Origin of the sequence: Lentzea sp. JNUCC 0626, assembly GCF_043632865.1 — a bacterium.
GTDB lineage: Bacteria > Actinomycetota > Actinomycetes > Mycobacteriales > Pseudonocardiaceae > Lentzea.
The window spans coordinates 5,282,984-5,302,595 of record NZ_CP171635.1 but is presented as its reverse complement, the minus strand read 5'-3'; the positions used below and the strand labels follow the sequence as shown (position 1 = coordinate 5,302,595).

At 68.8% G+C, this 19,612-nt stretch carries 17 protein-coding genes; 9 read left to right on the top strand and 8 right to left on the bottom strand.

Annotated features, from left to right (window positions below):
* Positions 1-269: 269 nt before the first annotated feature.
* Positions 270-1,199: a hypothetical protein gene (locus tag JNUCC0626_RS23615; protein WP_394621940.1), complete on the top strand. Its 930-nt coding sequence runs from the start codon at positions 270-272 to the stop codon at positions 1,197-1,199.
* A 225-nt stretch (positions 1,200-1,424) separates the two neighbouring features.
* Positions 1,425-4,352, top strand: coding sequence for an AfsR/SARP family transcriptional regulator (locus tag JNUCC0626_RS23610; RefSeq protein ID WP_394621939.1), 2,928 nt, complete (start codon positions 1,425-1,427; stop codon positions 4,350-4,352).
* On the opposite strand, the gene JNUCC0626_RS23605 is transcribed toward JNUCC0626_RS23610, so the two are convergent.
* The 5 genes from JNUCC0626_RS23605 to JNUCC0626_RS23585 all read right to left on the bottom strand — a co-directional run bounded on the left by JNUCC0626_RS23605 (position 4,349) and on the right by JNUCC0626_RS23585 (position 8,868).
* Complete coding sequence (locus JNUCC0626_RS23605) at positions 4,349-5,149, bottom strand: phospholipid scramblase-related protein (RefSeq protein ID WP_394621938.1); 801 nt, start codon at positions 5,147-5,149, stop codon at positions 4,349-4,351. The genes JNUCC0626_RS23610 and JNUCC0626_RS23605 overlap by 4 nt on opposite strands.
* A gap of 80 nt (positions 5,150-5,229) precedes the next feature.
* The gene (locus JNUCC0626_RS23600) at positions 5,230-5,421 is read right to left on the bottom strand and encodes a ferredoxin (RefSeq protein ID WP_285645214.1); all 192 of its coding nucleotides are present in this window, start codon (positions 5,419-5,421) and stop codon (positions 5,230-5,232) included.
* A complete protein-coding gene (locus JNUCC0626_RS23595; protein WP_394621937.1) occupies positions 5,418-6,632 on the bottom strand; it encodes a cytochrome P450 in 1,215 nt (404 codons plus the stop codon). Before JNUCC0626_RS23595 ends, JNUCC0626_RS23600 begins: the two co-directional genes overlap by 4 nt.
* Entirely contained in the window at positions 6,629-8,206 is a 1,578-nt protein-coding gene (locus JNUCC0626_RS23590) for an ABC-F family ATP-binding cassette domain-containing protein (protein WP_394621936.1), read from the bottom strand. Before JNUCC0626_RS23590 ends, JNUCC0626_RS23595 begins: the two co-directional genes overlap by 4 nt.
* 125 nt (positions 8,207-8,331) lie before the next feature.
* Positions 8,332-8,868, bottom strand: a complete 537-nt coding sequence (locus tag JNUCC0626_RS23585; protein ID WP_394621935.1) for a TetR/AcrR family transcriptional regulator — start codon at positions 8,866-8,868, stop codon at positions 8,332-8,334.
* A 71-nt stretch (positions 8,869-8,939) separates the two neighbouring features.
* Between JNUCC0626_RS23585 and JNUCC0626_RS23580 the strand changes: the two genes are divergently transcribed.
* The 6 genes from JNUCC0626_RS23580 to JNUCC0626_RS23555 all read left to right on the top strand — a co-directional run bounded on the left by JNUCC0626_RS23580 (position 8,940) and on the right by JNUCC0626_RS23555 (position 15,201).
* Entirely contained in the window at positions 8,940-10,010 is a 1,071-nt protein-coding gene (locus tag JNUCC0626_RS23580) for an FAD-dependent monooxygenase (RefSeq protein ID WP_394621934.1), read from the top strand.
* A 182-nt stretch (positions 10,011-10,192) separates the two neighbouring features.
* Positions 10,193-11,368 carry a nitric oxide synthase oxygenase gene (locus JNUCC0626_RS23575; RefSeq protein WP_394621933.1) on the top strand — a complete coding sequence of 392 codons (1,176 nt, stop codon included), beginning with the start codon at positions 10,193-10,195 and terminating at the stop codon, positions 11,366-11,368.
* A gap of 21 nt (positions 11,369-11,389) precedes the next feature.
* Positions 11,390-12,442, top strand: coding sequence for an APC family permease (locus JNUCC0626_RS23570; RefSeq protein ID WP_394621932.1), 1,053 nt, complete (start codon positions 11,390-11,392; stop codon positions 12,440-12,442).
* A 40-nt stretch (positions 12,443-12,482) separates the two neighbouring features.
* Positions 12,483-13,580 (top strand): NAD(P) transhydrogenase subunit alpha, encoded by a 1,098-nt coding sequence (locus JNUCC0626_RS23565; protein WP_394621931.1) that lies wholly within the window; start codon positions 12,483-12,485, stop codon positions 13,578-13,580.
* The gene (locus JNUCC0626_RS23560) at positions 13,577-13,843 is read left to right on the top strand and encodes an NAD(P) transhydrogenase subunit alpha (protein ID WP_319970005.1); all 267 of its coding nucleotides are present in this window, start codon (positions 13,577-13,579) and stop codon (positions 13,841-13,843) included. The genes JNUCC0626_RS23565 and JNUCC0626_RS23560 overlap by 4 nt, the downstream gene beginning before the upstream one ends.
* Positions 13,840-15,201, top strand: a complete 1,362-nt coding sequence (locus JNUCC0626_RS23555; RefSeq protein ID WP_394621930.1) for an NAD(P)(+) transhydrogenase (Re/Si-specific) subunit beta — start codon at positions 13,840-13,842, stop codon at positions 15,199-15,201. Before JNUCC0626_RS23560 ends, JNUCC0626_RS23555 begins: the two co-directional genes overlap by 4 nt.
* On the opposite strand, the gene JNUCC0626_RS23550 is transcribed toward JNUCC0626_RS23555, so the two are convergent.
* The 3 genes from JNUCC0626_RS23550 to JNUCC0626_RS23540 all read right to left on the bottom strand — a co-directional run bounded on the left by JNUCC0626_RS23550 (position 15,167) and on the right by JNUCC0626_RS23540 (position 19,101).
* Positions 15,167-17,137 carry a diguanylate cyclase domain-containing protein gene (locus JNUCC0626_RS23550; RefSeq protein ID WP_394621929.1) on the bottom strand — a complete coding sequence of 657 codons (1,971 nt, stop codon included), beginning with the start codon at positions 17,135-17,137 and terminating at the stop codon, positions 15,167-15,169. The genes JNUCC0626_RS23555 and JNUCC0626_RS23550 overlap by 35 nt on opposite strands.
* A 52-nt stretch (positions 17,138-17,189) precedes the next feature.
* Entirely contained in the window at positions 17,190-17,993 is an 804-nt protein-coding gene (locus tag JNUCC0626_RS23545) for an SAM-dependent methyltransferase (protein ID WP_394621928.1), read from the bottom strand.
* Between the two features lie 73 nt (positions 17,994-18,066).
* Entirely contained in the window at positions 18,067-19,101 is a 1,035-nt protein-coding gene (locus JNUCC0626_RS23540; RefSeq protein ID WP_394621927.1) for an MFS transporter, read from the bottom strand.
* 57 nt (positions 19,102-19,158) lie between these two features.
* On the opposite strand from JNUCC0626_RS23540, the gene JNUCC0626_RS23535 reads away from it, so the two are divergent.
* Positions 19,159-19,602, top strand: coding sequence for a MarR family winged helix-turn-helix transcriptional regulator (locus JNUCC0626_RS23535; protein ID WP_394621926.1), 444 nt, complete (start codon positions 19,159-19,161; stop codon positions 19,600-19,602).
* Positions 19,603-19,612: the final 10 nt, after the last annotated feature.

Below are 19,612 nucleotides of genomic sequence, written 5' to 3'. Positions count from 1 at the left end.
TGATTCAGATCGACATGGTTGACACCTCGATGGCCCCTTTCCGATCACCATGACCGTCCGAAATGGTAGGCGCGACCACCACGGCGTTGTGGTGGTCGCGCCGACATGTCCCGGGAAGGTCGAAAGACCCTTCCCGACCAGGCCGGACAGCGGGATGGTGACGCGGCGCGGTGAGTACCGGCGGTGTGTAACGGGTATCCGCACAACGGGTGACCGGCGCACGTCAGGAGGGCCCAGCTATGTTCGACGGCGAAGCATTTCCCGCTCGCGTGGACAAAACCGATGTGCGGCACGTGGAAACGCTCACCGGTGCGCTCAGAGCGTTGGACCACGAATACGGCGGCGGCTCCTGCCGTGACGCCTGCGTCGCAGTGCTGAACTGGGCGAACCCGCTGCTCGACACCGGCTCGTCCGGCAAGGTGCTGCACCGGCTCCAGGTGGCCATCGCGGACCTGCACAACCTGGCGGGCTGGTCGTCGTTCGACATGGGGCTGCTGGAGTCCGCGCACCTGCACTTCGGCCGTGCGATGGGACTCGCGCGCGCGTCGGGCAACAGCGCGTTGGAAGCGAACATCCACTACCGGATGGGCCGCGTGCACCTGCACTACGAACTGGCCGAGGACGCGCTGGCGTCGTTCCAACGAGGACTGCCGATCGCGCAGGCCAGCGGGTCCACTCTGGCCGTGTCCATCCTGCACGCCAACGAGGCGTGGGCGTTCGCGAAGATGGGCGCGGAAAGGCAGGCGCTGCGCCAGTTCGCGCGCGCCGAGGACGAGTTCGGACGGTCGGTGGCCGAGGACGCGCCGCCGTGGGCGAGGTTCTTCGACCTCGCGGACCTGGTGTCGATCGGCGGCATGGTGCACACCGAACTCGCGCGCACCTGCGACGTGAAGTACGCGCGGTCCGCGATTCCGCTGCTCACCAGGGCGATCTCGTCCGGCGGTGAGGACGCGTCGCGCAGCCAGTCGTTCCGGCTCGCCGCACTCGCGGTCAACTACCTGGTGCAGAACGAGGCCGAACAGGCGCGTGACGTCGGGGAACAGGCCATCGCGGTGTCCGGCCCCATCCGTTCCGCCCGCACCCGTGACCGCATGCGCCCCCTGCGGCAGGAAGCGGAACGCCTGCGGGGCAACGAGGCCGCGGACGACCTCGCTGTGCGACTGGGGAAGTTCATGACGACTTCGCAGGGTGCTGCCTGAAAGGCGCCGCCGGGGCACGGGGAGAGGTTTGGGCTGTCCGGCCCCGGCGGCACCGCCTGGGTGGAGCGACGTCCAGCTGGGGGCCAGGACGCCGCTCCGCTCGGGTGATGCGTCAGCGACCCGCCTGGGGTGATGGGCCGCTGACCCTTCCTCTGCTGTGAGCATTCCGACGGCCGCTGACATTTCGCTGACACCTGGGGTTACCGGCTGGTTAGGATCGGTCACATGCAGCGCCGGTGGGGGTTCAAGGTTCTCGGATCGTTGCAGGTCATCGACTCAGGACGGGTCGTGGAGCTGCGTTCTGCCAAGCAACGCGTGCTGCTCGCGGCGTTGCTGATGAAGGCGAACGCGCCGGTGTCGTCGTACGAGCTGATGGAACACCTCTGGGGCGACGAGCCTTCAGGTGCGGCGCGCGCGACCTTGCAGACATACGTCATGCGGTTGAGACAGTCGCTGGACGACCTGGCGGACCGCAAGCTCGTCCGCACGTGGCCGACCGGCTACTCGATCCACGTCGAGGACGACCAGCTCGACCTGTTGACGTTCCAGCGGTTGCGGGCCGAAGCCCGGCGCGCGCCGGACCTGGAGACCGAGGCGGGGCTGCTCGGCGAGGCGGCCGCGTTGTGGCGCGGACCGGCCCTGGACCAGGTGTCGTCGCTGCGCATGGAGCAGACCGACGTGCAGCGCCTCAACGAACAGCGCTGGGAGGTGCTGGAACGGCGCAACGACGCCGAACTCCAGCTCGGCCGGCACGACCAGATCGTCGACGAACTGCGGTCGCTGGTCGGGGAACACCCGCTGCGCGAACGCTTCTGGTACCAGCTGATGCTCGCCCTGCACCGCACCGGCCAGCAGGCGCAGGCCCTGGACGTGTTCCGGCGCGCGAGCGACGTGCTCGCCGACGAACTCGGCATCGACCCGAACGCGGAACTGCGCGCGCTGCACATGGAGGTGCTGGCGGGGTCGTCCGCGCCGGTCGCCGCCACGGGCACGGGACCGTCGTGGCTGCCGCCCGCCGTCGGTGACTTCTCGGGTCGTTCGGCGGAGGTCGTGCGGCTCACGGCCGGGTTGCGGGCCGGGGGCACGTGGACGATCACCGGACCTGGTGGCGTCGGCAAGACTTCGCTGGCGGTGCACTGCGCCCACGTCGTGCGCGACGCGTTCCCGGACGGCCAGCTGTACCTGAACCTGCGCGGCGGTGAGCAGAAGCCCGTCGAACCCGCCGCGGCGCTGGACCGGTTGCTGCGCGGGCTGGGCGTGTCCGGCGGCGCCATCCCGTCCACTGTGGAGGACCGGGTCGACCTGTACCGCGACCTGCTGTCGGACCGCCGGATCCTGGTCGTGCTGGACAACGCGGTGAACGAGGCGCAGGTCCGGCCGTTGCTGCCGGGGACCACCGCGGGTGCGGCGCTGGTGACCTCGCGGGCCGCGCTGGCCGGGCTGGAGGCGGCGCACGTCGTGCCGTTGGACGTGCTGCCGGCGGTTGATGCCTTGGCGTTGCTGCAGGCCGCCGTCGGGGAGGCCAGGTGCGCGGCCGAACCCGGTGCGGCGCAGCAGATCGTGACGTACTGCGGCAGCCTGCCGCTCGCGTTGCGGGTGGCGGCGGCCCGGCTGGTGGCGCGCCCGCACTGGCAGCTCTCGAAGCTCGCCGGGCGGTTGTCCGACGAACGGCGCCGGTTCGACGAGCTGTCGCTGGGCGACCTCGACGTGCGGGCCTCGCTCGCGTTGAGCTACGACGGGTTGGACGAGTCGCACCGCACGGCGTTCCGGTTGCTGTCGCTGGTGGACACGCCGGACTTCCCGGCCTGGGTCGCGTCTTCCTTGCTGGGGCTCGATCTGGACGACGCGGAGGACAACGTCGAGGCGTTGGTAGACGCGCGGCTGGTCGACTACGCGGGCCGCGATGCGTTGGGGCAAGTGCGTTATCGCCTGCACGACCTGTTGCGCGCGTTCGGTCGGGAGGCGGCCTCGGAGGACCCGGCCGAGGCGTTGAAGGCGTTGTTCGAGCAGTGGCTCGACCTGGCGATGCGCGCGGACGTCGAACTGCCGCACCAGGGTGTGCGGCTCGAACCCCTGGCGCTGGAACGGTTCGACCTCGGTGACGCGGCCGAGTGGTTCGACGCGGAGTGGCAGAACGTCCACGCGGTGATCACGCAGGCCGCCGCGCTGGGACTCGGCTCGCTGGCCGCCGAACTCGCGATCCGCTCCGCCGCGTTCTGCGACCTGCGCGCCCGGTTCGACGACTGGGAGCAGATCAACGCGTTGGGCCTGACCTGCGCGCCCGCCGCCCGCAAGCCGATGTTGTTCCAGCAGCGCGGAATTCTCCGCGCCCGGCTGCACGACTACGCCGCCGCGTCGGCCGACTTCCAGGCCGCGCAGGAGGGTTTCGTCGAGGCCGGGGACGTGTGGGGCGAGGCCTACGCCTGGTACGGCATGGGGTGGATGCACGAGTGGTGCGGGCGGTCTCTTGAAGCCCGTGCGGCACACCGCGAGGCCATGGAACGGTTTGTCGCGTCGAGCAACCCGCACGGCGAGATCGAGGTGCTGTGCTCGTTGGGTGCCATCGAACGCCGGGCCGGTGGACTCGCCGCCGCACAGCAGTACCTGGAACGGGCGCGGCGCGTCGCCGGCCAGCTCGGCGACGAGCAGAGCGAACTGATGGCGACGCTGGAACTGGGGCGCCTGCACCAGTTCACCGGTGAGCTGGACGAGTCGGCGGCGTTCCTGCGGTCCTCGCTCGCGGCGGCGCAGAAGCTCGGCGACCCGGACCTCGCGGCCAACATCCGGCTGTTCCTCGCGGACACGCTGGTGCGGTCGGGGCAGAACTCCCTGGCCGAGGAACAGTTGCGCCAGGCCTGGGAGTTCTTCGAGGAGCACGACGACCGGCAGGGCCGCATCTGGGTGTGGCGCCTGCGCTCCGGGCTCGCCGCCACGCCCGAGGAGGCGTTGCGGCTGGCCGAGCTCGCGCTGGACCAGGCGCGGGACATGGGCTCCCCGCCCGAGTTCGGCCGTTCGCTGCGCGTGCTCGGCAACGCCCTGGACCGCTCCGGCCGGGCCGAGGAGGCCCGCGAACACTGGCGTCAGGCCGAGGAAACCCTGACGGCGTCGGGGTTCCAGGCGGAGGCCGTCGAGCTCCGCCTGGCGACGTCCTAGCCCTGGTTCTGGCTCAGGACCGTGTCGACGGTGACGCCTGACGCCACGATCATGCTGAGCAACGGGTCGGGCACCGGCCGGTGGAACTGCACGACGTAGTTGTCAGCGGTGGAGAACATGGCTTTGGAGAATCCCTGCCAGGTCTTGGTGATGCGGGCGACCTCGGTGCCGGTGTGGTCCTGGAGCGAGAAGTTCCAGGCCCGCCAGTTCTCCGCGTAGATGCCACCGATCTGCATTCCGTTGCAGACGTAGGCGAACCGGACTTTTCCGAACACGTTCTCCTGCACGATCTCGCCGATCGGCAGGCCGTCCCCGCGCTCGACGACGACCTTCGACTTCCACATCGTCGCGGGCCGGGTGACGCGCAACTGAGGCATGCCCTGGAGGTCGCGGATCTCCAGCCGGACGTCCAGCATCGAGTCCATCTTCGTGAAGGCGCGCAACGCCTTCGCGGCGCCGGACTGACCGACCTGCTCGACCGTGCCGAGATGGCGGGCGTGCTGGTCGTAGATGACGTACGAGTTCGACATCTCGATCAGCTTGGCCTTCTGGTTCACCACCAGCACCGGTTCGCTGAACAGGGTTCCGCCACCACCGGAGACCACGCCCTGCACGCCGGCGCGTTGCACCTGCTGGGCCACGCGGTCCTGGCCGGTGCCGCCCATCTGCAGCTCGGTGTGGTGGGCGTCGGACTGCTCCTGCCGCGGCTGGAGGTGCGGCGTCCACTGAACGCCGTCCCACCACCGGACGAACCGGGGATCGGCGTTGTCCGGGTACCACCCCGGCGCTGTGTTCATGGTGGGAGCGTACGACTTCGAGAACACGCTGGCGCCGGGCGACAGGGCACGGTTTTGTCGCCCGGCACGTCTTCAGCGCGTCAGCTGATCGTGATCGCGCCCGCAGGGCAGAGCCCCGCGGCTTCCTTCGCGCCCGCTTCGTGCTCGGCGTCCGGATTCTCCTGCAGCAGCACGACGGTGCCGTCGTCCTCGCTCTGGTCGAACAGGTCCGGGTCGGTCAAAACGCACATTCCCGAACCGCAGCACTTCGTCTGGTCGACGGAAATCTTCATGCCGACCACGCTACTGGCAACGAGTGCACTCCGTAGATCCCCATGTCGGTGCGCAGCGGCACCTCCTCGGGCTCGACGTCGAGGCGGAGGTCCGGGAACTCCGCGAACAGCTTGGCGAACCCGATCCTCATCTCGATCCGCGCGAGCTGCTGGCCGAGGCACTGGTGGATGCCGTGCCCGAACGCCACGTGCCCGCTCGCCGGCCTGCGCAGGTCGAGCTCCTCGGGGTTGCCGGGGAACTTCTCCGGGTCGCGGTTGGCCGCGGGCACGTGCATCACCACGCTGTCACCGGCCTTGATGAGGTGTCCCTCGATCTCCACGTCCTCCAGCGCCGTGCGCGTCGGTCCCAAGTGGATGATCGACAGGTACCGCATCAGCTCCTCGACGGCGTTGTCGATGACGTCCGGTTCGTCGCGCAGGACCTTGAGCTGGTCCGGGTGCTGCAGCAGCGTGAACGTACCGAGGCCCAGCATGTTCGCCGTGGTCTCGTGCCCGGCGATCAGCAGCAGCAACGCCATGTTCGACGCTTCCTGGTCAGTGGGTTCCCCCGTGGCGATCAGGTCGCTGATCATGTCGTCGCCCGGGTTCTCCTTCTTGCGGGCGACCAGTTCGCGCATGAACTCCTGGATGCGCGCGAAGGCCTCCATGGCGTCCTTGAACGTCGTGTCGAGGCTCAGCATCTTCGCGGTGTCGTCCTGGAACCGCGACTTCTCCTCGTACCCGACGCCGAGCAGCGCGCAGATCACCAGTGACGGCACCGGCATCGCGAACTCCTTGACGAGGTCCGCGTGGCCGTCGAACGTGCGCAGGTGCGCCAGCTGGTCGTCGACGATCTGGCCGATCCACTCGGACAGCTGGTTCATCCGCCGCACGGTGAACTGGCCCTGCAGCATCTTGCGCAGCCGGGTGTGGTCCGGCGGGTCCTGGCTCAGGAACATGCCCGGCTCGGCCTTGCGCTTGTCCTTGTCCTCGGGCAGGTCGCCCTGGAAGCGCTTGTCGAGCAGGTGGTGGTTCTCCGGGCGGTTGCTGAACTTCGGGCTCCCCAGGAGCTCGCGCACCTGGTGGTGACCCGTGACGAGCCAGCCGAGGTGGCCGTCCGCGAACTTCAGCCTGCTGATGCGGGCCTGCTCGCGGATGGCCGTGACCTCGGACGGCGGGTCGAACGGGTTCTGGCGCGTGGTGGGCAGTTCTTCGGAGATCAGTTCGGTCATCTCGCACACCTCCCAGTGCTCAGCAGAAGACCTACTTCCGAAGCTACAGAAGTTTCATGACTCCGTGAAGGTGAATCCAGGGTCACGGACCGCCACGACCCGAAATCTGTCCGCATCTGCCGGTCGTGCGTCGCGACGGCCACCCCGGCCCGCGTCTGGTGCAACGCCTCGGTCAGCTCGTCGACCATCGCGATCGACAGGTGGTTGGTCGGTTCGTCCAGCAGCAGCACGTGCGGGGAGCCGCTGAGCAGGATCGCGAGTTCCAGCCGCCGCCGTTGGCCGGTGGACAGCCGGGCGACGGGGCGGGCGAGGTCCGTTCCGCTGAGCAGACCGAGGTCCTGCACCCGCGGGCACAGCTGCCGGGCGGTGGCGTCCTCGTTCTCGAACACCGACTCCTGGGCGAGCAACGCGACCTTGCCGACGTGGTGCACCGTGCCGTGAGCTGGGGTGATGCGGCCGGCCAGGACGTTCAGCAACGTCGACTTGCCCGCGCCGTTCGGTCCGGTGATCAGCAGCTTCTCGCCCGCGCTGAGCGAGATCGGCTCGGTCAGGTTCACCCGGCCGGGTACTTCGAGCGGGGTGGCGTGCAGCAGGTCGCCGCTCGCCTCCAGCTCAGGCGGCGTGAAGCGCAACGGCGGTGGGGGAGCGTCCAACCGTTGGTCGTCCAACTCCTCCAACCTCCGTGCGACGTTGCGCATCTTGTTCGCCGCACGGGTGCTGCGCTTGTGCTTGAACGCACCCTTCGGCGGCCGCCAGTTGTCCTTCAGCCGGGACTGGGCACGTTCGACCTTGTCGGTCAGCTCGTCGTGCTCGGCCTCCTCCTGGGCGAACCGCTGCTCCCAGCGTTGGCGTTCGGCGCGTTTCGCCTCCTTGAACGCCCGGTAGCCGCCGCCGTGCAGGTGCACCTCGCCGTCCGGGGTCGGGTCGAGGTCGAGCAACTGCGTGCAGACGTCGTCGAGCAACGTGCGGTCGTGGCTCACCAGCACGACCACGCCGTGGTGCTGGCGCAGGCGTTCGGTGAGGAACGCGAGCGCGCCCGCGTCGAGGTGGTTGGTCGGTTCGTCGAGCAGCAGGACGTCGGCGCGTTCGGCGAGCAGGCACGCGAGCCTGACCCGGTAGCGCTGGCCCACGCTGAGTCGCGCGAGTTCCGTTGCCCGGTCGTGGTCGGCGTCGAGCGCCTTGAGAGCGATGTCGGCACGCCGTTCGGCGTCCCACGCCTCGATGTTCTCGGCGTGCGCCAACGCCTCGGTGTAGCGCTGCTCGTCGAACGGCTCGGCCGCACTGTCCAGTTCGGACAGTGCGGAGCGGCTCTCGCGCAGCGCCTCGGACAGCAGGTCCCCCACCGTTTCGCCCTGGTAGCACGGCATTTCCTGTTGCACCAGGCTCAACGAACCGTGCCGGGTGACAGTTCCCTGGTCCGGCGCGAGGTCGTCGGCCAGCAGGCGGAGGAGGGTGGTCTTGCCGCGGCCGTTCTCGCCGATGATGCCGAGGCACTGGCCCGCGGAGACGGTCAGGGAGATGCCGTCGACGACGGGTCCGGCCTCATAGCCCTTGGTGAGATCTTGGGTCGTCAAATGAACATGCGAACGCACGGGGATCCTCTTTTGGGTACGCGAAATCAGGACGTGTTGCGCTGAGGCACACGCCCTGAATCAGAGGTAGAAGACCCCGTACCCGAATCCCATGAAACCCACGGTACCTACGGTCGCAACGCCTTTTCGACGGCCGCGGTCAGGTCCCGGACGCTCTCCTCGGTGCCCGGCGCCGGGCCGACCGTGCTGCCGCCGCCGACGAGCCGGTAGAAGAGCAGGCCTTCGAGGAACGCGGTGAAGTGCGCGCCGGCTCGTTCGGGATCCTCGTGGCCCAGCATCTTCGCGAGCGCCGTGGCCTGCTCGCGCGGCGAGTGAGCCATGATCGACTTCAGCTCCGGGTGGTGCGTCGCCTCGAGCATCGCCGCGTACCGGGCGAGCGTGCGGTCGCGTTCCACGAGCCAGCTGTCGAGCGTCCTCGCGATGCTGCCCGCGATGTCGTCGGGATCCGGGGCGACGTCGAGGCGTTCCTGCGCGGCCAGCCGCGCCACGAACCCCTCGACCAACGCCTTGCGCGTGCGGAAGTACGCGCTGGTCGACCCCTCCGGCAGCCCGGCCTCGCGGTCGACCGCGCGATGGGTGAGGCCGCGCATGCCCTGGGCGGCCACGAGCTTGATCGCGGCGTCGGTGATGAGGTCTTTGCGCACCTGTGGTCCCAATCTCTCTACAGCTGTAGTCTACAGGTGTAAAGTCTTCTACATCTGTAGAGGAGGAAGCGATGAAGGCGATCGTGGTGGGCGGCGGCATCGGCGGGCTGGCGGCGGCGGTGTCGTTGCGCCGGGTCGGCTGGGAGGTCGAGGTCCGGGAACGCGCGGCGGCGTTCGGGGAGATCGGCGCCGGGGTGGGCGTGATGCCGAACGCGATGCGCGCGCTGGAGTGGATGGGGGTCTCCGACGAGATCCGGCGGCTCGGCACGCCCCGCGTGTCCGGCGGGGTGCGGCGTCAGGACGGGCGCTGGCTCGTGCACCTGCCGGACGTGGGGCAGGAGAAGGTGATCGCGATGCACCGCGCCGATCTGCACGGCGTGCTGCTGCGTGCGTTGCCGTCGTCGGTGCTGTTCAACGACGCCGAGGTGACCGGTTCGGACGAGTTGGACGCGGATCTCGTGGTGGCCGCCGACGGGATCAACAGCCGGTTGCGCGCGGAGTTGTTCCCCGAGGCCCGTGCGCCGGAGTACGCGGGGGCGACGGCGTGGCGCGGGGTGGCGCCGGGGCCGTTCGACCTGCCGATCTCGCAGACGCTCGGACCCGGTGGGGAGGCGGGGATCCTGCCGCTCGGGGACGGCCGGGTGTGCTGGTACGTCGCGTGCGTCGCTCCCGCTGACGCTCGACTCGACCCGGTGGAGTTGTTCGCGGACTGGCACGATCCGTTGCCGGAACTGGTGTCCACGACTCAGGACGTGATCCGGCACGACATCTACCAGTTGCCGTTGCTGCCGACGTTCGTGAAGGGGCGGGTGGCGTTGCTCGGCGACGCGGCGCACGCGATGACGCCGTACCTCGGGCAGGGCGCCTGCATGGCGTTGGAGGACGCCGTGACGCTGGCCGCGGTGGGCGGGGATCTGGCCCGGTACGACGCCGTGCGGCGCCCGCGCACCCAGTCGGTGTGGAAGGGTTCGCGGATGGCGGGGAAGTTCGGCATAGAGATGCGGTCGCCGATCGCCTTGGCACTGCGCGACTTCGCGTTCCGCGTGTTGCCACCTTCCTTGGCAATTCAGGGGATGACGCGCTTCTCCACGTGGGAGGTCCCGCAAGTTCACTCGATCGGGTCGAATCCAGCGGTGAACTGAATCACAGGTCAATGTTTGGTGTCGGCGCGATAACGGTCAAGAACCACCCTTTGTCGCGCCCTTTGTCACCCAGTTGTAGGATCAAGTAACTGCTGAGCGTGTCGGACGCGGTCCAGTGATCCAGATGGCGTAGCGCGACAGGCGGTTCCTCCTACACGAAAGCGCAACTACGGTGCCTCGCCATGACCCCCGTCCCGACTGATGTGATGCCCCGTTCCCTCACGGCGCTTCCCCCGGCGCAGGTCGAGAACACCGGCGAGATCGACATCGCCGAGGCTGAGGACTTCGTCCGACAGCACCACACCGAGAACCCGGAACTCGGTCCGGTCGAGGCCCGGCTGGCCGAGGTGCACGCGGAGATCGCCGCGACCGGCACCTACCGCCACACCACCGAAGAACTCACGTTCGGCGCGCGCGTCGCCTGGCGCAACAGCTCCCGCTGCATCGGCCGCTTGTACTGGCGGAGCTTGAAAGTGCGCGACCAGCGGGAGGTGTCCGCCCCCGCCGACGTCGCCCAGGAGTGCGTCGAACACCTGAAGGTGGCGACCAACAAGGGCAAGATCCGGCCCGTCATCACGATCTTCGCGCCCGCCGAGCCCGGCACGCACGCGCCGGTGATCGTCAACGAGCAGATCATCCGGTACGCGGCCTACCGCGGGTCCGATGGCGGCGTGCTCGGCGACGGCCGCAACCTCGCGCTCACCGACCTCGCGGTGAAGCGCGGCTGGAAGCCGCCGGCCACGCGCGGCCCGTTCGACGTGCTGCCGCTGATGGTGACCTGCCGAGGACATGAGCCCGCGCTCGTCGAGATCCCCGCCGACGAAGTGCTCGAGGTGAAGCTGGCGCACCCGGACTTCCCGTGGCTCGGCGCGCTGGGCGTGAAGTGGCACGCCGTGCCCGCGATCAGCAACATGCGCCTGCGCATCGGCGGCATCGACTACCCGTCGGCGCCGTTCAACGGCTGGTACATGGGCACCGAGATCGGCGCCCGCAACCTGGCCGACTCGGACCGCTACGACCTGCTGCCGTACCTCGCCAAGCGAATGGGCCTGGACATGTCGTCGGAGGCGACGTTGTGGCGCGATCGAGCCCTGGTGGAGCTCAACCGCGCCGTCCTGCACTCGTTCGCGGAGGCCGGGGTCACGATCACGGACCACCACACGGAGTCGAAGCGGTTCCTGACGCACCTGGAGAAGGAAGAGGCGGCCGGACGTTCCTGTCCCGCCGACTGGTCGTGGATCGTGCCACCCGTGTCGGGCGGGCTGACACCGGTCTACCACCGGTATTACGACTCGGATGAACTGCTGCCGAACTTCTTCCCCGCCGAGAAGCCTTCCGGTTGTCCTGTCGCACACTGAGCTGTGCAGCTGACCCGTAGCTTGTCGCTGACCGACGCCGTGTTCGTCGGGCTCGGTTCGATGATCGGCGCGGGAGTGTTCGCCGTGTTCGCCCCGGCCGCCGCCGCGGCCGGGTCCGCGTTGCTCGTGAGTCTGGTCGTTGCCGGAGTCGTCGCTCTGTGCAACGCGTTGTCGAGTGCCTGGCTGGCCGCGCGCTATCCGCAGTCCGGCGGTACGTACGTCTACGGCCGTGAACGCCTCGGGCGCGTGTGGGGCGATCTGGCCGGGTGGGCGTTCGTGCTCGGCAAGACCGCGTCGTGCGCCGCCATGGCGTTGACGGTCGGCGTGTACGCCGGTGCGCCGAAAACCGTTGCGGTGGCGGCGATCGTGGCCCTGACCCTGGTGAACCTGACCGGCGTGCAGAAGTCCGCGCTGCTCACTCGCGGCATCGTTGTTGTTGTCCTGCTCGTGCTTTGTCTGGTGGCGTTCACGGCTCGTGAGACCGTGCAGCCGGCGGAGTTCCTGCCGTCAGGAATCCTTCCCGCCGCCGCGCTGCTGTTCTTCGCGTTCGCCGGGTACGCGCGCGTTGCGACGTTGGGGGAGGAGGTGCGAGACCCCGCGCGCACGATCCCCCGTGCGGTCGTGGTTGCCCTGTTGATCACTCTGGTCGTGTACTTCGGGGTAGCCCTCGTGGCGTTGAACGCGTTGGGCAGCCGTCTCGCCGTGTCGACTCTTGCTGACGTGTCGCCGCCTCTGGCGCCCTTTATTCGGGTGGCCGCGTGCCTGGCCGCTCTGGGTTCGTTGCTTTCCCTGCAGCTCGGGGTGAGCCGGACCGCGTTGGCCATGGCACGCGATCGTCGGCTGCCGTCGTTTCTCGCCGACCTCCGTTGGGCGGAAATCGCGACCGGCGCCGTGGCGATCGGTTTGGTGCTCACGGTCGATGTCACGCGTGCGATCGTGTTCAGTTCGTTCTGCGTACTGCTCTATTACGCGATCGCCAACGCCAGCGCGTGGACGCTCGGTAAGCGCCTCGTGCCGGCAATTGGGCTGGCAGGGTGCCTGACCCTCGCCGGTGCGGTGCTCTGGCAACTGTAGATGTGGCCCAGGTCACCATTGATCGCGTAACGTGCGTACGGTGAAAGTGGGAACCCCCGCAGAGTCGCGGCCCGCCGAGCGCCGAGTCGCCTGCGTACCGGAAACGGTGTCGTCGCTGGTCGACGCTGGACTGACCGTGCACGTACAGGAAGGTGCAGGGCGTCACGCCCACGCTCCCGACGCCGCTTACCGAGCGGCCGGGGCCCACGTGACGCCTGAGGACCCGACGTCGGAATCCGATGTCGTCGTGTCCGTGCAGCCGTTGACCATCGCCCAGGCTTCGCTGCTGAAACCGGGCGCCATCACCGTGAGCTTCTTGCAGCCAGGCCTGGAACGGGAACTCCTGGAGGTCTATCGAGACCGCCGGGTCACGTCGTTCAGCTTCGACCTGCTGCCCCGCGTGACCCGTGCCCAGAGCGCGGACGCCCTCTCCTCCCAGGCCCTCGTCGCCGGCTACCGGGCTGTTCTGGTCGCCGCCGAACGACTACCGCGCTTCCTCCCGATGTTCACCACCGCCGCCGGCACCGTGCCCCCGGCCAAGGTGCTCGTGCTGGGCGCCGGAGTGGCGGGCCTGCAGGCCATCGCCACGGCTCGCCGTCTGGGCGCCGTCGTCGAGGCCTACGACGTCCGCAAGGCGGCGGGCGAGGAGGTCCGCAGTCTCGGCGCCAAGTTCCTCGAACTGGACCTGGAAACCCAGTCCGGCGTCTACGCCTCCGTGCAGTCCGAGGAGTTCCTGGAACGCCAACGAGAACTCATCGGCGAACACGTGGCCGCCTCCGACGTCGTGATCACCACCGCGGCCATTCCCGGCCGGAGGGCTCCGGTGCTGGTGACCACGGACATGCTCAAGGCCATGGCCCCCGGCTCGGTCGTCGTCGACCTGGCCGCGGAGTCCGGCGGCAACTACGCGGGATCCGTTGCGGGGTCCGAGACCTGGGTCGGCGACGTGCTGGTGCACGGCGCGTTGAACCTGCCGTCGTCCATGCCGGTGCACGCGAGCAAGTTGTACTCGCGCAACGTGCTGAACCTGCTCAAGCTGATGATCGCGGACGGCGCGGTCGCCCCCGACCTCTCCGACGAGGTGCTCGACGGCTGCTGCCTCACCCACGACGGCCAGATCCGCAAGGAGTTGCCGTGATCGATCTGTTGACGATCTTCGTGCTGGCCGTGTTCGTGGGCTTCGAGGTGGTCTCGAAGGTGTCCACGATCCTGCACACGCCGCTGATGTCCGGCGCCAACGCCATCCACGGCGTGATCCTGGTCGGCGCGATCCTGATCACGGGGTCCGCCGAGAGCACCCTCGAACTCGTTCTCGGTGTGCTGGCGGTGTTCCTGGCCACGGTCAACGTCGTGGGCGGGTTCGTGGTGACGGACCGGATGCTGGAGATGTTCAAAAAATGACCACCGTCGGCCTGATGTACCTCATCGCGTCGGTGTGCTTCATCCTGGCACTGAAGGGGCTTAGCTCGCCCAAGTACGCGCGCTACGGCAACTTCATCGGCGCGTTCGGCATGCTGGTCGCCGTCGTCACCGCCTACGTTCACGGCGTCGTCCACAACGGACTGTGGATCCTCATCGCCATCGCACTCGGTGTGGTCGTGGGCATCCCCGCCGCCCGCTCGGTGAAGATGACCGCGATCCCGCAGATGGTGGCCCTGTTCAACGGAGTCGGCGGTGCGGCCGCGGCTCTCGTCGCACTGGCCGAGTTCTTCGCGGTCCCCGACACGACCGTGATGTTCCGCCTCGCCACCGTGCTCACGGTGCTGATCGGCTCGGTCAGCTTCTCCGGTTCGGTCGTCACGTTCCTGAAGCTGCAGGAACTCATGACCACCCGACCGGTGCTCCTGCCCGCGGGTCAGCAGCTGGCGATCGCGGCGGCGGTGTCGTCGGTTGCCTTGTGCGCCTTGACGATGGCGGTGCCGAACGGGTTCCTGCTGTGGTTGCTGGCGGTCGTCGGGCTCGCGCTCGGCGTGTTGTTCGTGCTGCCGGTGGGCGGTGCGGACGTGCCGATCGCGATCTCGTTGCTCAACGCGTTCACCGGCCTCGCGGTGGCGGCGTCCGGATACGTGCTGGCCAACACGTTGCTGATCGTGGCCGGCACGCTCGTCGGCGCGTCCGGCACGATCCTGACGCGGCTGATGGCGCAGGCGATGGGGCGGTCGCTGGCGAACATCCTGTTCGGGGCGTTCAAGGCGACCACCGTGGTCGCGCAAGGGGAAGAGCAGCGAACGGTCAAGTCCGGGACGGTCGAGGACGTCGCGATCCTGTTGGGGTACGCGAACAACGTCGTCGTGGTGCCGGGGTACGGGCTGGCGGTGGCGCAGGCCCAGCACGCGGTGCGCGAGTTGGTGGCGCAGTTGGAGAAGCGCGGAGTCGCGGTGGCGTACGGGATCCATCCCGTGGCGGGGCGGATGCCGGGGCACATGAACGTGTTGCTGGCCGAGGCGGACGTGCCGTACGAGCAGCTCAAGGAGCTCGACGACGTCAACCCCGGGATCACGTCCGTCGACGTGGCGGTGGTGGTCGGGGCGAACGACGTGGTGAACCCCGGTGCGCGCGACGAGCCGGCCAGCCCGATCTACGGGATGCCGATCTTCGACGTCGACCGCGCGAAGTCCGTGGTGTTCATGAAGCGGTCGATGCGGCCGGGCTTCGCGGGCGTGGACAACGAGTTGCTCTACAACCCCAAGACGACGTTGTTGTTCGGGGACGCGAAGGACTCGCTCACGAAGCTTCTGGCGGCTGTGAAGCAGCTCTGAGCAGGTCGGTGACCTCGGCGGCGGTCAGCGCGGGCAGCAGGCCGATCACGCCGTCCGCGCCCGCCTGACGCCAGTGCTCGGCGTCGGCGAGGGTGTGCACCTCGTCGACGCCGAACCGCACGCCGAAGCCGTGCACGGTCGCGATCAACGCGCGCATCGCCTGGTGCAGCGGGGAATCCGGCGTGGGGGCGGGGGCGCGGGTGATCACCGAGCGGACCGGCACCTCGGTCAGCACGGCCAGTTCGTCGTGGCCGCCGCGGAACCCGTCGAGCGCCGTCACGATGCCGCTGTCGTGCAGCACCACCGCGTTGTCGTCGCCCGCGAGCACCGACGAGATGTCCAGCGCGATGCGCAGCCGGTCCGGCGGCAGACCCGTCTCGTCCAACGTGCGCTTGACGTCCGCGACCAGGTCCTCGTCCCGCGACTGCAAGGCCCCCAACGCGACGTGCAGCGTGGGCGCGCCGTCACCGAACTCCTCGGCCCACCGCGCGGCCTGCGCGCACGCCTCGCGCAGCAGCCAGCGGCCGATCGGCAGCGACAAGCCCGTCGAGTCGGCGAGCGCCATCGTGTCGTTGTGGCTCAGGTCGTCCCAGTGCAGCCGGGCGACGGCACCGAGCACCTCGCGGGTCTCCAGGTCGTGCACGGGCGCGTAGACGATCTCGATCTCGCCGTGCTCCCACGCGCCCGGCATCGACGCGGCCAGCGCGTACTTGCCACGACGGCGCGCGTCGTCGTGCGGGTCGTGCAACGCCCACTGCCGTTTGCCGCGGGCCTTCGCCTGGCGCAGCGCGGCGTTGGCGCAGCGCATCAGTTCGGTGGCCGTCACGAACGACGGCGGCCGGTCGACCACGCCGATGCTCGCCGACAACGCGATGCCATGATCGTCCACAAAGGTCGGTTCGCCGAGGACGTCCTGGATCTCCTCGACGGTCGACGTCACGTTGTCGTTCGTGGTGAGGAACCCGAACTCGTCGCCGCCGATCCGCGCCACCACGGCGTTCTTCTCGGCCGCGAGCTTGCCCAGACGACTCGCGACGATCTTGAGGAGCTTGTCGCCGGTGTCCTGGCCGAGTCCGATGTTGACGACGGAGAACGCGTCCAGGCCCAGGTGGTAGAGGGTGATCGGGCCGCCGTCGAGCAGCCGTTCGACCTGCGTGACGAAGTGCTGGCGGTTCGACAGGCCGGTGAGCGAGTCGTGCAGCAGCTGGTGGTCGAGGCTGCGCTGCAACAGGTGCAGCTCGCTGATGTCCTCGACCATCGTCACGTGGTGCGTGGGCCTGCCGTCCGCGTCGCGCAGCACGGAGACCACGAGGTGCACCCACACCGGTTCGCCGTCGGCGCGGATCAGCTCGCGCTGGTCGCGGAACCGGTCGACGCGCCCCTCGCTGAGGTTGCGGTAGGAGGCGCCGAGCACGGCCAGGTCCTCCGGCCGGTAGAACTCCTTCAGGTCGTGGTCGACGACCTCCGCGCCCGAGGGCAGGCCGACGATCTCGGCCAGCGTGTCGTTCGCCTCGACGCACCGGCCGGTGAGGTCGGTGATCGCGATGCCCAGCGCGGCGGAGTCGAACACCTCCTGGAACCGCGCCTCGCTGACCTGGAGCGTGCGTTCGACCCGTTGCTTGGCCCGCACGATCGCGACCTTGATCTGCTCCTGCTGGTCGAACGCGTCCAGCCGCATGGCCTGCGCGTACGCGGAGCTCAACCGGGCCAGCAGGGGTAGTTCGAACGTGGGCGACAGAACCTCGATCGTGGCGCTCAACGAGTCGGGCCCGGTTGCGTGCAGTGACACCAAGCGCTTGCCGACCGCTTCGGGTGACTCCGGCAGCTCCCGCAACGAGTCGAGCAGCGCGCGCTCGATTTCGGCGTGGGACAGCGGGATGTACGCGGTAGGCGTCAACGCGTGCATCCAGCGGGCGGCGAGCTCGGGAAGTTCCATCCTGTGCACAGAGCGTACGGATCCGCCGCCGAACGGCCAACAACGACAGGCGCTACAGCTTGCGTCCCACAGCTGCGTAAATGCCTGCCTTGTCCGGATCGTCGGTGGTGCTGCCCTCCGGCCGCCACAACGGCGTCGGCACGATGCCGGGTTCGACGAGTTCGAACCCCGCGAACAACGCCTCGACCTCGCTCTTCGTGCGCGGGTACATGGGGTTCTGGCTCTGTTTCATGACCTCGACGATCCCGGCCATCTCCTCGGGCTGGAGGTCCTGGGTGAACTGCGAGACGGCGAGGTAGCTGCCGACCGGCACCGCGTCGCGATAGGCAGCGACTATGGCGTTCGGGTCGGCCTGCGGCGGCACGAAGTGGAAGACACCGGCCGTCAGCACGCCGACGGGCTGCGTGAAGTCGATCAGACCGCTCTCGCGCGCCGCTCGCAGCACCTCGTCCGGCCTGGTCATGTCCTCCTGGATGATCGCCGCGCGCTCGTCGTGCTCCAGGATGAGCTGGCTGTGCGCGACGGCGACCTCCTCGAAGTCGACGTACACGACGTGCGCCTCCGGGTCGGCCTTCTGCGCGATCTCGTGCACGTTGCCGACCGTGGGGATGCCCGACCCGAGGTCGAGGAACTGCCGGATGCCCTCGTCGATCATGAACAGCACCGACCGGCGCAGGAACGCCCTGTTCAGCCGGGCGATCGCGCGGCCGTTCGGCTGGGCCTTGAGGAACTTCTCGGCGAGTGCCCGATCGGCCGCGAAGTTGTGCCCGCCGCCGAGCAGGTAGTCGTAGAGACGCGCGGCACTCGGCTTGCCCGTGTCCACGCCTTCGGGAACCCAGCTCACCTGTTCAGCCATGCGGCCAGGCTACTGAGACACGACGTGCGTCCGGCAGGGCAGGGGCCCGTTCGGGCTAGTGGAATTCCTTCTGTCACTGGAAAGTGTGAATCAGCAGGGTGGCGAGCGCTACGCCCAGTGCCGTGCCGAGCCCGCGGGCGACGTTCACGAGCCCGCTCCCGACCCCGGCCGCGCTCTCGGGCAACGCGCTCATGACCCGTTTCGTGCAGGCCGGCGCGATGATCCCGAGCCCGACGCCCGCGACGACGAGCTGAAGTGGTTGCGGCACAGGCAGGACCAGTGCCACGGCGGTGATCGCCGCGCCGGTCCAGATCCCCGGCCTGGTCAGCAGCGTCGCCGCGATCGCGAACCCCAGAGGCAGCGCCGCGACCGTGAGTCCTATCTGTGCCAAGGGTTGTTTCATGGTGAACGGCAGCAACGTCATGGGCGCGAACAACGCCGCGTAGGTGAGCAGCACGCCGGCGAGCCCCGGCAGCACCTTCCACGTCGGCTTTCCCTTGTCCCGCGCGGTCTTCGTGCGAGGGAGCAGGTAATGCCCGGCGACCACGGCCACGATCCCGATCGGCACGTTGATCGCGAACACCGCCTGCCACCCGTAGTGCTCGGTGAGGAACCCGCCGAGCAACGGCCCCGCCGCGAGCCCGGCCGCCTGCGCCGCGGCCTGCACCCCGAGCGCCTTGCGCCGCTTCTCGGGCACCACCGCCGTGGTCACCAGCGCGACGCTGTTCGCCTGCAACATCGCCGCCCCGACGGCCTGGGTTATGCGGGCGGCGATCAGGGCGTCGAAACTCGGCGCGTACACACACGCGACGGACGCCGCCGTGAACAACGCGAACCCGTAGATGTAGACGATCTTGCGCCCGATCCGGTCCGCGATCCTGCCCATTGGGACGAGCAGAGCGACGAGCGTGATCAGGTAGCTGAGCGAGATCCACTCCGGATCGGCACCGAAGTGAGCGCTCATCGCGGGGAACGCCAGCGTGACGATCGAGGCGTCCAACTGCCCCATGAACGCGCCGAAGCAGACCGTCGCGATGACCAGCCAAGGCGCGTACGCCCGACGCGCGATCCACGCCGGTCTGGGCGACTCCGTGACGAACCAGTTCATCGTAAGCCGATTATATCTGACACAGAGCTATTGTTCGACGTTCAGTAAGATTTCCGCATGTCAGACGAAGCCCGCACGCTCACCGACGTCGTCACCCGCCTGCGCCGGGCGTTGCGGACGAGCATCCGGGCCGACTGGCCGTGGGAATCCCTGCCGATGGCGCAGGTAGAGCTGCTGCAGACCCTCGCGGAGCGCCCGCCGATGAAGGTCGGCGATCTTGCCGCGGCCCTTCGCCTGGCCCCCAACACGGTGTCCGGCCTCGTCTCCCAACTGATCGACTCAGGCCTCGTCGTGCGCGGCGGAGACCCCAAGGACAGACGGGTAGCGCGGCTATCCGTCTCACCTCGTGGACACGAACAACTGCTCGTCTGGCAGCGCGAACACGAGAAGCGGATCGGCGCCGCCCTGGCCAAACTGGAGTCCTCCGAACGAGAGGACGTGGTGCGCGCGTTGAAGGCCCTGGACCACCTGGTGGAGCACCTTGCCGAACCCTCCGCCTGACCGTTCTCTC